This is a genomic window from Mesorhizobium sp. WSM4842, from assembly GCF_055901575.1.
Window position 1 is genome coordinate 5,092,151 of the sequence record NZ_CM148372.1, and the last position, 13,423, is coordinate 5,105,573.

The 13,423-nt window shown below is 63.0% G+C and carries 4 protein-coding genes; all 4 read right to left on the reverse strand.

Annotation, left to right across the window (positions count from 1 at the left end; all coding sequences use genetic code 11):
• Positions 1 to 178: 178 nt before the first annotated feature.
• Entirely contained in the window at positions 179 to 1,951 is a 1,773-nt protein-coding gene (locus AC0NIE_RS24815) for a glucan ABC transporter ATP-binding protein/ permease (RefSeq protein WP_123147604.1), read from the reverse strand.
• Between the two features lie 360 nt (positions 1,952 to 2,311).
• Positions 2,312 to 10,873 carry a glycoside hydrolase family 94 protein gene (locus tag AC0NIE_RS24820; RefSeq protein WP_473487763.1) on the reverse strand — a complete coding sequence of 2,854 codons (8,562 nt, stop codon included), beginning with the start codon at positions 10,871 to 10,873 and terminating at the stop codon, positions 2,312 to 2,314.
• Between the two features lie 246 nt (positions 10,874 to 11,119).
• Positions 11,120 to 11,707: a HutD/Ves family protein gene (locus tag AC0NIE_RS24825; protein WP_473487764.1), complete on the reverse strand. Its 588-nt coding sequence runs from the start codon at positions 11,705 to 11,707 to the stop codon at positions 11,120 to 11,122.
• 8 nt (positions 11,708 to 11,715) lie between these two features.
• Positions 11,716 to 13,386, reverse strand: coding sequence for a urocanate hydratase (gene hutU, locus AC0NIE_RS24830; protein WP_473487765.1), 1,671 nt, complete (start codon positions 13,384 to 13,386; stop codon positions 11,716 to 11,718).
• Positions 13,387 to 13,423: the final 37 nt, after the last annotated feature.

The window sequence follows — 13,423 nt, forward strand, 5'->3', positions numbered from 1 at the left end:
GGCGGTGTCGCACCAAGCCTTTCCTTCTCCCCTTGTGGGAGAAGGTGGATTGGCGCGCAGCGCCAAGACGGTTGAGGGGTGCTGGACGGAGCGCCGTCCGTGCCAAGCTGGAGCACCCATCATCCGGCCGCTTCGCGGCCACCTTCTCCCACAAGGGGAGAAGGGCGAGCCTGGCCGCTCAGGCGGCCTCGTCGGTGATGGTGCGGCTGAGGCGGCGGACTTCCTCGTCGTTGAGCAGGCCGCCGGCGCGCAGCAGGCTGGCGAAGCGGCCATTGCGCATCGACAATTCGGCGAACCCACCCATTTCGACCACCTTGCCCTTGTCCATGAACACGACCAGATCGGCATCGCGAACGGTGGTCAGGCGGTGGGCGATGATGAAGGTTGTGCGGCCGCGACGCAATTCGTCGATCGCTTCCTTGACGCGGTCTTCCGTCTCGACGTCAAGCGCGCTGGTCGCTTCATCGAGCACCAGGATGGGCGAATCCTTCAGAACGGCGCGCGCGATCGCGATACGCTGGCGCTCGCCGCCAGAAAGCTGTCCGCCGCGTTCGCCGACGACCGTATCGTAGCCGTTGCTCTTCGACAGGATGAAATCCTGCGCGGCAGCGGCGTTGGCGGCGGCGTGGACCTCATCATAGGTCGCCTCGGCGCGCCCGACCCGGATATTGTCCTCGATCGAGCGGTTGAGCAGGCCCGCATCCTGGAAAACGGTGGCGATCGAGTGGCGCAGCGACTTGCGGGTCACCGTGCGGGTATCGATGCCATCGATCAGGATACGGCCGCTCGACGGCGCAAAGACGCGCTGCAAAAGATTGATGAGCGTGGTCTTGCCTGCGCCGGTCGGACCGACGATGGCCACGGTCTGGCCGGCATGGACCTCGAATGACACGTCGTTCACGCCCTGCCCCGAATTGGCGAATTCGAAGTTGACGTTTTCAAAACGCACATGACCAGTGACGTTGACCAGGTCACGCAACCCGTCCGGCTCGGCGGCGTCGGCCGCGGAGTCCTCAAGGCGATAAAATTCCTCGAGCTTGGCCCTGGCTTCCGAAATCTGATTGGCGAAGGCCGACATCTGGTCGAGCCGGGCAATCAGCAGCGTCGCAAAGCCGGTAAAGGCGATGACGTCACCGATACGCAATTGGCCATGCATGACCAGATAGGAGCCGATCAACAGCACGACCATCATCGAAATGGTCGACGACAGGCGGTGCAGAGCGTTGGCCAGTGCCCACCAGTCGAGCACCGGATACTGGGCATCAAGCAGGTTCTTGACATAACGCTTCAAGGCGTCGGTCTCGTGGCCGATGCGATTGTAGCTCTGCAGCACGGCGACATTGCTGACCGAGTCGCTCACATGTGCGAACACTTGGTGAAAGTGCCGTTCCACGGACGCCTGGCCTTCCCTGGTACGACGCATCACCAGCCGCCCGATCCCGACGTACAGCGCGCCCAGCGCCAGCAGGACCATCGACATGCGAATATCCATGCTGAGCGCCGTCGGCACCAGCAGAACCAGTGCGACAACGGTGGACAAATGCTGCCTCATGAACTCGAGCCAGAGACTGAACAAGGTCTCGACCGCGCGCAGAAGCGTATGCAGGGAATTGGAGGTGCCGCGCTGATGATGCCAAGCAAGCGGCATGGTGATCACGCGCTCGAATGACTGGCAAAGAACCTCGCTGCGCCGTGCATGGGCAAAGCGATCAGCGCCGCGCGCCACCAGAACGAAGGCGACAACGTTGAAGACGCCGATACCGGCCCATACGGCGAGCGTCGAAAAGACCGAGCCGCCGTCCGAAATAGCATCGATCACCCGTCCGAACATGATCGGCTCAAGGATGGCGATAATGGCAAGCGCGACATTCGCTCCGCAGATAAACGCTACGCGTTTCCTGTCGGCGGCGAGATAACCAAGCGCTCTCCAGTAGATCTGCAGAAGGGACACTTCAGCTACTCCGGCAAATTGTTATTGTGCACTGCATCATTTTCTGACTCGTACCTGTTGACGTGTCGCGAAACAATGCTCGTGTACCCCTTCAGTTCCCAATTCGCGAACAAAAGATGGCGACGCTGCGAAATCTGTCGTGATCACCTAACGGTTTGAGAAAAAAGGTAAAATGTCAGCCTTGCGGCAGAATCGTGGCAGGCTGCAAGCACTGCCGCAATTTTAATCAGCAACTGGTTATGTACGGATCACAAAAGCCTGCATCGGCTTTTTGGAGAGCTCATGCGCAATAGAATTTCTAGAGCACGCTTAAACAACGCGCGCCCCCAAGACGTGCAAAGACGCTCCAAATCCTTGAAACTACGCCGGTATCCTGACGACCACCTCAGCATTGTCGCCGGCTTTCGGTTCGAAAGACGAAGCCTTCGTCTTTTTACCATCTACCTCAAGCGAGATGGCTTTGACCTTGGCGTCGCGGACAACGCGAACCCTGAGTTCGGCCCCCAGCACCTTGAGCGTTGCTGTATAACCATCCCAATGGCTGGGGAGTTTCGGCCTGAACTGGATGCGCTCGCCCCTGCGCTCAATGCCGAGGATGCCCTCGACCGCCGCGCGGTAAAGCCAGCCGGCCGAGCCGGTATACCAGGTCCAGCCGCCGCGGCCGCCCTTGCCTTGCCCGGCGTAGACGTCGGCCGCGACGACATAAGGCTCAACGCGGTAGTGCTCGGCAGCGGCTTCGTCGAGCGCGTGGTTGACCGGGTTGAGCATCGAGAGACAGCGGTAGGCGTCGTCGGTGCGCCCCATTTCGGCGAGCGCAATGACGAACCATGTCGCCGCGTGGGTGTACTGGCCGCCGTTTTCACGGACACCCGGCGGGTAGCTCTTGATGTAGCCTGGGTTCTGTTCCGTCCTGGAGAAGGGCGGGGTGAAAAGCTTGACGATCTTGAGCTCGTCGTCGACGAGCATTTTCAATGCCTGCTGCATCGCCGTCGTCGACCGCGCCGGATCGCCCTCTCCCGACAGCACGCTCCACGACTGGGCAATCGAGTCGATCTTGCACTCCTGCGAACCGCGCGACCCCAGCGGCGTGCCGTCGTCGAAACTGCCGCGACGATACCATTCACCATCCCAGGCGGTGCTTTCCAACGCCCGCTTCAGCACGTCGGCGTGTTTTGTCCAGGCTTGCGCACGCTTGGTATCGCCTTCCGCCTTGGCGACAGGTGCAAAGTCTCCCAGCGTCTTCAGCAGGAACCAGCCCAGCCAGACGCTCTCGCCCTTGCCGTGCTCGCCGACACGGTTCATGCCGTCGTTCCAGTCGCCGCCGAGGATCAGCGGCAATCCGGCGGGGCTGCTGCGCTTGATGGCAAGGTCAAGGGCGCGTGCGCAATGATCATAGAGTGAAGCGGTCTTCTTCGATATCTCCGGGGTGAAGAAGGCGTCGTGCTCGCCTTCTTCCAGCGGCGGCCCGTCGATGAAGGGCAGTTGTTCCCTGAGGATCGCGGTGTCGCCGGTCACTAGCAAGTAGTGTGCCGTGGCATGGGCGAGCCAGACCACGTCGTCGGAAATCATGGTGCGGACGCCTGCCTCGGTGCGCGGCAGCCACCAATGCTGCACATCGCCTTCGGGGAATTGCCGCCGCGCCGCGTTGAGGATCTGGTCGCGCGCCAGTTTCGGATCATGGGCAAGCAGGGCCAGCGTGTCCTGCAACTGATCGCGGAAGCCGAAGGCGCCGCTCGCCTGGTAAAAAGCGGAGCGGGCTCGGATGCGGCAGGCGAGGCTCTGATAGGGCAGCCAGTGGTTGACCATGGCGTTGAGCGCCTTGTCCGGCGTCTCGACCTGGATGGTGTCGAGAAATCCTCGCCAGGTGCGTTCATTGTCAGCCAGCCGCTGATCGAAATCCTTGCTGCAATGATGCTGTACCAGCGCGCTGGCTTCCTCGGCAGAGGCTGCATCGCCGAGCAGCCAGAGCAGCGTCACGTCGCCGCCGGCAGGGATGTCGACGTCGCGTGCAATTGCAGCACAAGGATCGTCGCCCGCCTCGACGCGGCCCGACAGGCTGGCGCCGCTGAGCACGGCATACGGAAGTTCGCTGGTGCCGTTTCGGCCGATGAACTCGCCGCGGTCGGCGGTCACCGAATGTGCCGCGCTGTCGGTGGCCAGGAAGGCGACCCGCTCGCTGAAGTCGAGCCCGTAGGGATTTTGCGCCAGCAACGCGCCCGTCGCAGCATCCCTGGACGGAACGATGGTCGCCGCCGTGCGCGAACGATGGCTGCCAAGAACCCATTCCGCGTAGGCGTAAACGCGCAGGCGCGCCGGCACCGAACCCGAATTCTGGATGCGCAATCGGGAGATTTTCACCGGATCGACAGGATCCACCACATGGGTCAGGTCCATCGACAGCGGTCCGCGCATCGAACGGAAGGTCGAAAAACCCTGTCCGTGCCATGTTTCGTAGGTCATGGCGGGATCGCGCACCACTGCGGCCAGCGGCGCGAACGCCCGGCCGTTGGCATGATCGTAGATATAGATGCCCTCGCCGGGCCGGTTGGTGACCGGGTCGTTCGCCCACGGCGTCAGTTGATAGTCGCGGCTGTTTCGGCTCCAGGTGAAGGCGGCGCCTTCAGCCGAAACATGGAAACCGAACGAGGCGTTGGAGACGACGTTGATCCAGGGCTGCGGCGTCGTGCGCCGGCCAGCAAGGCGCACGACATAGTGGCGTCCGTCGCCCTCGAAGCCGCCAAAGCCGTTCCACTGGTTGAGCCCGCTGCCGTCGGCGCTGCCTTCGACCGAGGCCTGGGCAGCCCATGTCTGTGGCGCCGGCGGAGACGGTTCACGAAGCGCTGCTGCACCTGCCGGCTGCAAAGCGTCCCGCGCTTGCAGCGCAGCGGCCTCGGCGCGCTCGATCTGATCGAAGATGGTGCCGTTTCGCGTGTGCAGGGCGACGCGGGCGACGGCGAGCAGCGTCTTGTAGGTCGTCTCGTCCATCAGATCGCGGCGCACCGCGAAGATGTGCTGGCGGGGTCCGAGTTCCTTGCCGCGCAGGCGGCTGTTTTCGCACAGCGTCTCGACTGCCCGTTGCAGATCCTGCACGTAGGATGAAGCCTGCTCGTTGACGACGACAAAGTCGATCATCATGCCGCGGGCGCGCATATATTCCTGGAAGCGGAGCGCCTGGGCAACGATTTCGAGATCGGCGACATCGCCGATCCTGACCAAGAAAATCGGAAAGTCGCCGGATATGCTGGTCGGCCACAGGCCCGACTGCTTGCCGAGCCCGGAAGCGATCGATTCGGCCGGAAGGCGCAGGAACGGATCAGGATAGATCAGATAGCGCGCCAGGTTCTGCACATTGGCGGCATCGGCAAGGCTGAGGCCGAGATGACGGGTCTGCACCTGTGAGCGGGTCCAGGCGAGCATCGCCTGGCGGGCGAAGGCTTCCGGATGATCGAGCCGCGCAATGGCATCGTCGAGTTCGGCACGGTTGGCGCCGACGGCAGTCCAGAAGGTCAGCGATATCTTCTTGTTGGCCGGCACGCGCACCTGTCGGCGAAGTGCTGCGACCGGATCCAGTGTGAAGCCGGAATGGCCGCCAAGCTTGGCGCCGGGATCGAAGGCGGCGGCCTCGACAATTGTGCGGCCGCGGCCGATGAAGGCGCGCCGGTCGGTCTCGGCTTCGGCGTCGCGCGTCGACCCAGACGGGTCGGTGACGAAATGCACCATGGTGACATCAGGCTCGTCCGTTTCCCGCTTGCGTCTTGTGGCGAAGATCGCCCCGTTATTCGCAGCGATTTCGGTTTCCACGAACATTTTCGAGAAGGCCGGATGCGCATTGTCGGATGCGTCGGAGCCCAGCACCAGTTCGGCAAAGGAGGTCACTTCGATATGCCGATCGACGGGGCCGTCATTGTAGAGCGTCACCCGCCGGCCTTCGCCGTTTCCTTCCGAGATGACGATGCATTCGACCTCCGAACGCAATGATCCCACCGATTTGATGAAACTCGCCTTGTCGTCGGAGAACAGCGTCTGCACTTCTTCGTCGGTGGCACGCTTTGGCTCGGCGGTGGCCGACCACCAGTCGCCGGTGCCGGCGTCGCGCAGGAAGATATAGGAGCCAAGCCGATCCTCGGTTGGATCCGGCTGCCAGCGCGTGACGGCAAGCTCGCCCCAGCGGCTATAGCCGGAGCCGGTCGCGGTGACCATGACCGAGTAGCGGCCGTTGGACATGACGCTGGTCGAACGCAGCGCCTTGAGCGGATTGAGCACGATGCGCGTGTCGGGGCTCTCGACTTCCGTTTCGTCCTTCGACCGTTCGTCGGCTTCGGTCCTGACGGTGGCGGTCGGGATGTCGCGCGGCGCCCTTTCCTGCAGCAGCAACTCGGCCGACTCGATCACCGGATCGCTGTGGAAGCGGTCGCGCAGGCGTCCTTCGAAGATGGCGTCGGCAACGGCGGCGATCGACATGCCGGAATGGTGGGCCATGTAGTTCAGCACGACGACATGGTCGGTGCCCTCCGGCACGCGCTGCGGCGTGAAATCGACCGCATCGTAGAAGCCGTGCCGGCCAAGGGCGCCGAGTTGCCTCAGTCTGGCCAGGTTCTGCACCGATTCACGCGGGGTGAACTGCGCCGCCAGCACGGTCGCATAAGGCGCAATCACCGTGTTCTGGCCAAGACCTCGCTTCAGGCCCAGCCCGGGCACGCCGAAATTGGTGTACTGGTAGGTCAGTTCGCGGTCGCGGGCATTGTAGGCCGCTTCCGAAATCCCCCAGGGCACGTTCTTCGAGCGGCCGTACTGTATCTGACGTTTGATGATGAGCTTGCTGGTCTGGTTGAGGATACTGCCTTGGGCTTCTTTCATCACCAACGGCGGCATCAGATACTCGAACATCGAGCCTGACCAGGACATCAGCGCGCCCTTGAACCCGATCTCGACGATCGGCCGGCCGAGGTGGAACCAGTGCTCCGTCGGCAGATCGCCCTTGGCGATGGCGAACAGGCTGGTCAGCCGCGCCTCGGAAGCCAGGAGGTCGTAGCAGCTTTCGTCGAGCTGATGCTCCTCGACCCGGTAGCCGATCGACAGAAGCTTGCGTTCCTTCCGCATTAGGAAGGAGAAATCCATCTCGAAGGCGAAGCGACGCGTGCGCTCGCGCAACGAAAGAAGCTTGGCCCGCAAGGCTTCGACGGCATTGTCGTCGCTATGCGCGTCATGGACATGCGCTTCGCAGGTGGCTTCCAGTCTCGCCGCCCAGTCGGCGATGGTGTCGCTCTGTGTCGATACGGCCTCGGTATGGATGGCGATGGCGAGCTTGCGAATCTCGCCGGCCAGAACGGCCAGGTTGATGGTGCGGATCGATGCCATCTCGGGCTGTGCCTTGATCGATTCGACCGCCCGCCGCATGCCGTCGAGGCGATCGGCGAGCCGCTGGCGTAACGGTCGCAACTGGCGACGGTCGTCAGGCAACTCCGCCAGGCTTTCGTCGACGATCGTCACCGTATCGAGGATACCCTCGAAATCGCCTTGAAGGTGGACTGCAGGCGCTTCCGCCCATTCGGCGCAGGCGGCCGCCACCGCCACCAGATGGCCGGCAAGATTGCCGCTATCGACGGCGGAAATGTAGAGCGGATAGAGCGGTTTCAGCGTCGTCGTGTCATACCAGTTGAAGAGATGGCCGCGCTCACGCGGCATGCTCTCGATGGTCGACATCGTCGCGTCAATGCGGGTGGTTGCGTCGGACAGGCTGATCCAGCCGAAGTCGCGCGCCGAAATCACCGACAGGAGATAGACGCCGATATTGGTCGGCGAGGTGCGGGGCGCCACGACAGGCGCCGGACTTTCCTGGAAATTATCGGGCGGCAGATTGTGATGCTCGGCCGTCACGAAGGTCTCGAAATAATGCCATGTGCGCCGCGCAACCGTGCGCAGCGCATGGATGTCAGCCGCCGATATGCGCAATCGGTCCTCGGTTTCAGCTGAGCGGCTGATCCAGAAGGCGAAGGCCGGCGAACCGATCCAGAAAAGCGCGAAGAAGAAGGCAACGAAAGCTCCGGTGGAATCGGCCAGAACAGGGATGGCAAGGCCGACGACGCCGACAATCACTGCGCCATACATTATGCCGTAATAGGAGCCGAGATCGTTGTCGCCGTTCTTCTGCGCCTGCGAGGCAGTGCGCCACTCGAGCAGGTTCTGGCGACTGACGAACAAACGGTAGAGCGTGCGAATGATGGCATCGCCCATCATCCAGGCCAGATGCGCCATCAGCACGATCTTCAGCGCTACCAGGGCGGTGCCGAAGACAACGTCGCGCGCCAGCGCCGAGAAATGGCCGCGCGGCGTCTGGTCGCCGCTTTTCGGCAGGATGGCGTGGACGATGTCGAATGTCGGCGCCATGAACAGTGTGAGGATCAACAGCGCTTGCCATTGCGCGGCCTGCGTGAAAGGCAGCAATGTCCAGCCGGCGATCGCCGCCATCACCCAGAAGATCGGCGTCAGCGAGCGCCGCAGATTGTCGACCATCTTCCAGCGCGACAGCGCCGGCACGCCGGAGCGTGGATCGAGAATGAAGCCCAGAAGCTGCCAGTCGCCGCGTGCCCAGCGATGGTGGCGCGACGCGTCGACCGAATAGCGGGTCGGATAGTCCTCGACCAGTTCGACGTCCGTGACCAGCGCCGCGCGTGCCAAGGCGCCTTCGAGCAGATCGTGGCTGAGGATGGTGTTTTCTTCGATGCGGCCCTTCAGCGCCGCTTCGAAGGCGTCGACGTGATAGAGGCCCTTGCCGGTGAAGGAGCCGTCGCCGAAGACGTCCTGGTAGATATCCGAGACGGCAAATACGTAGGGATCGAGGCCGCGATTGGCGGAAAAGACCCGCTGGAAGAAGGATGCGTCGTCGCCGCTGGTCAGCGAGGCGGTGATGCGCGGCTGCAGGATGGTGTAGCCGGCGGTGACAACGCGCTTTGCCGCATCGTAATGCGGGCGGTTGAGCGGATGGCAAAGCTTGCCAACCAAACTGGCGACGGCATCGCGGGTGGTGCGCGTGTCGGCGTCCAGCGTCATCACATGGATGACGTTTTCAGGCAACGGTAGATCCAGCGGCAGGAAGGTGGTGTCGCTGTCACCGCGCAGCAGAAGGTTCAGTTCGTGCAACTTGCCGCGCTTGCGTTCCCAGCCCATCCAGGCGCCTTGGGATTCATTGTAGAGCCGCCGGCGATGCAGGACGTAGAAACGCGGCGCGCCTTCGCTGGGATAGCGGGCGTTCAGCCGTGCGATCTCGTCGCGAGCATATTGGAGGATCTCAATATCCGCCGCATCGATTTCGGTTTTGCTGTCCGGCCAGTCCGAAAGCAGAGCGAAATGGATTTCGTCCGCGGTGTTGGCCAGGTGATGCACTTCGATGTTGCGGATGTTCTCCTCGACGTCGTCGCGCGAGCCGATCAGCGACGGCACCACCACCAGCGTGCGCGCCTCGGGCGGCATGCCGCGTCTGTAGTCGTAGCCGACGAGGCGGGTGGGCTTCAGGAACAACGATACGACGGTGTTGAAGAAGGCAAGCGCGCCTTCGCTGGCCGGCACGGCAAACAGCGCCAGCATCAAGACGATCGACGGTATGGCCAGGCCGAGATTGGCAAGGGCGTTGCCGGAGAGGACCAGAAGCAGGACCGTCAGCGCGAACACCGGCACGACAATGCCCAGCCATCCGGTCTTGCCGAACGCCCGTTTGATCGTGACGCTGACGGTCGGCCGATAGCCGATCGCTTTTTCCAGTTCCAGGCGGCGCGGGCCGACGAGAAAGAACCCGACGTCGGAGAGAGCGGTCGGACCGGTGCCGGTGGTATTGGCGACAGCGGCATGGCCGGCGAGTTCGATCGCCTTTTCAGCGACGCGGAATTCGGAACGATCGGAGCGGCGCGCCATTTCCTCGATCGCGGTCCGGTACTGGTCGCGCGAGAAGAAATCGAGCGCGGCGAAATCGGTGCGCTCGCGCAGCAAGGTGTCGATGCGGCTGACACCTTCGAACCAAACCGTCCAGTCGATATCGTTGATGAGCCTGAGGCCGCGGATGATGTTACCGGTGGTTACATTGCCACCGGACAGCGTGCGATGCTCGCTGATGATGATTTCCTCGGCATCGGAGCCGGACTTTTCAAGCTCGCCCTCCAGCCATTCCAACGCCCTGCCGGCATTTTGCGACCCGTCGCGCAGGCGGTAGAGCAATTGGGTGGCAAAGGTGGTGTCCTGTGCATGGGCGACGTAGTTCGACAGGATCGCCTGACGGTCGGCGCTGTCGTCGATCGCCAGCACGCGGTCAGCGACCTCGTTGGCAATCTGGCGCATCTGGCGGGTACGACTGACCCGGACCGCGATCCGGCGAAGATTTTCGATCAGAACGAAGCGCAGCAGCGATGGCAGCGCCCAGAGTTCGCCGATCTTCAGTGGCTCGACGGACTGAAAGCCTTCGACGATCGCCTTGAACATGGTCGCTGAGACGGAACTGTCCGAATGCGCGACATAGGTCCAGGCCAGCGCAAGCGCGCGCGGCACGCTGGCGCCGTCGGACAGTTTCAGGGTCGGTAACTGCCGATAGAAACGGCGCGGCAGGTCGCGCTTGACCTGGAAGATGGTTTCTTCGACCAGATAGTTGTTGTCGAGCAGCCATTGCGCCGCCGGCGTGATCGTCTCGCCTCTCGCCTGCGCGGCATTGGTCGAGCGATAGACTTCGAGGATCTTGCTGGCGCTGTCGCGGACGCGTGGCTGGAAATCGAACGACTCCAGGCCGAACAGATCCTTGACGTCACCCTTGGCGAGGCTTGCACCCAACGTGCGCAGGCGCTCTTCCGGCAGGAAATTGGAGCGTATCGGCTCTTCTGTAATGGCCGGGAAGCCCGCGCTCGTTTTTTCCATTTGGGTGGGGGCCGTCTGAATATTCATTGAAAATTCCGTATGAGGGACGCATAGCGGCGTCACCGCCACGGCAATGTCCCTAAAACCGATTCAAATGCAATTGGTTGCATCGAAACACGGGCCGAAAGTTTGTTTTCGCACCACAACTTTCAGACGATCATCCCCTCGCTGCCGTCGGGACTTGATCGACGGAAGGATTCGGGCTTTTTCGTGATGTGGGCTTGAGCTTACGGCATATTTCGCCGGTGTTGCGATCATGTTTCGAAACAGGCGTTAATCGTTTGCAGCAACCCGTTCGATCCTGATCACGAACAGCGTCGCCGTTCGGGCAGGCTCCAGGCGCCATTTTAGGGCGTCCGGCCCGAGCAACAGCGTGTCGCGCGGCCCGATGCGGACAGGCGTCGCGCCGGCCACCGTGATCTCGCCGTCAAAACACAGGATGAGGGTCGCGTCGGCCACCGACTGGATATCTGTCGGGGCCGAAATCACCACGCGCTCGACTGCGTGGGTCATCCGTCCGCGCCGCGTCATGACGTTGAGATCGGTGATCGGACCGGCGATCAGCGCCGCTTGCGTCGGCACATCGGCCGGAAAGGAAAGTGGGGCGGAAGCTTTGGTCACCGTAGCCGCCGGGCGGCCGGCGATATCAAGGATGATCCCTTCGCCTTCCAGCACGGCCAAGGTTCGGTCCACTCCGGCAAACCCGGAGAATGGCCCGCCGCTTTCAACGCGAGCGATGGAGATGCGCCAGTCGAAATCGTCGAGCGCAGCACCTGCGGGCGAGACGGCGATTTCCGTCGTCACCCCGCCGCCGTTCTTCCACGGCATAGACCGGTATTCGGCTGCCCGGAGAATGCGCAAGGCGCGGCTCAGCCGAGAATGCCGGGCAGGTTGAGTTGGTGCTCCCTGGCGCAGTCGATCGCGATGTCATAGCCGGCATCGGCGTGGCGCATGACGCCGGTTGCGGGGTCGTTCCACAGCACCCGCTCCAGGCGTTTGGCCGCTTCGCGTGTGCCGTCGGCGACGATGACCATGCCGGCATGCTGCGAAAAACCCATGCCGACGCCGCCGCCATGATGAAGCGATACCCAGGTTGCGCCGGAGGCGGTGTTGAGCAGCGCATTGAGCAACGGCCAGTCGGACACGGCGTCGGAGCCGTCCTTCATCGATTCGGTCTCGCGGTTCGGCGAGGCAACCGAGCCGGAATCAAGATGATCGCGGCCGATGACCACCGGCGCCTTGAGCTCGCCCTTCGCCACCATCTCGTTGAAGGCGAGGCCGAGCCGGTGGCGGTCGCCGAGACCGACCCAGCAGATGCGCGCCGGCAGACCCTGGAACGCGATGCGCTCACGCGCCATGTCGAGCCAGTTGTGCAGGTGGGTGTTGCCGGGCGTCAATTCGCGGACCTTGGCGTCGGTCTTGTAGATGTCCTCGGGATCGCCTGAGAGGGCTGCCCAGCGAAACGGGCCGATGCCGCGGCAAAACAGCGGTCGGATGTAGGCCGGCACGAAACCCGGGAAGGCAAAGGCGTTCTCGAATCCTTCCTCCTTTGCCACCTGACGGATGTTGTTGCCGTAGTCGAGCGTCGGCACGCCGGCGTTCCAGAACGCCACCATCGCCTCGACATGTTCGCGCATCGACGCGCGCGCTGCCTTTTCGACCGCCTTCGGGTCGCTGGTGCGCTTCTCGCGCCACTCGGCGAGCGACCAGCCCTTGGGCAGATAGCCGTTGAGCGGATCATGCGCCGACGTCTGGTCGGTGACCAAGTCGGGGCGCACGCCGCGCCGCACCAGTTCTGGCACGATGTCGGCGGTGTTGCCGACCAGGCCGACCGATTTCGCCTCGCCGGCCCTGGTCCAGCGCTCGATCTTTTCCAGCGCCTCGTCGAGCGTGTCGGCGCGTTCGTCGACATATCGGGTGCGCAGCCTGAAATCGATGCGGTCGGGATCGCATTCGATTGCCAGGCAGCAGGCGCCGGCCATGACCGCAGCCAGCGGCTGTGCGCCGCCCATGCCGCCGAGGCCGCCGGTCAGGATCCATTTGCCCCTGAGATTGCCGCCATAATGCTGGCGGCCGGCCTCGACGAAGGTCTCGTAGGTGCCCTGCACGATGCCCTGCGTGCCGATGTATATCCACGAGCCGGCCGTCATCTGGCCGTACATCATCAGGCCCTTCTTATCGAGATCGTTGAACTTCTCCCATGTCGCCCAGTGCGGCACGAGATTGGAATTGGCGATCAGCACGCGCGGCGCATCGGTGTGAGTCCGAAACACGCCGACAGGCTTGCCGGACTGCACCAGAAGCGTCTCGTCATCTCTAAGCGTCTTCAGAGAGGCGACGATGCGATCAAAGTCGTTCCAGGTGCGCGCCGCCCGGCCGATGCCGCCATAGACAACCAGTTCGTTGGGGTTTTCGGCGACGTCGGGATCGAGATTGTTCATCAGCATGCGCAACGGCGCTTCCGTCAGCCATGTGCGGGCGTTGAGCTCGCTGCCGCGCGGGCTGCGGACTTCGCGGATGTTATGTCGAGGATCGGTCATGGCGTCACTGTCCCTTTCGAATGAGCTGTGCGACGGA

What these genes read in the sequence shown, in the direction of transcription:
- AC0NIE_RS24820 (WP_473487763.1), bottom strand. Translation starts at nt 10,873, where the DNA reads ATGAATATTCAGACGGCCCCCACCCAAATGGAAAAAACGAGCGCGGGC.
- hutU (WP_473487765.1), bottom strand. Translation starts at nt 13,386, where the DNA reads ATGACCGATCCTCGACATAACATCCGCGAAGTCCGCAGCCCGCGCGGC.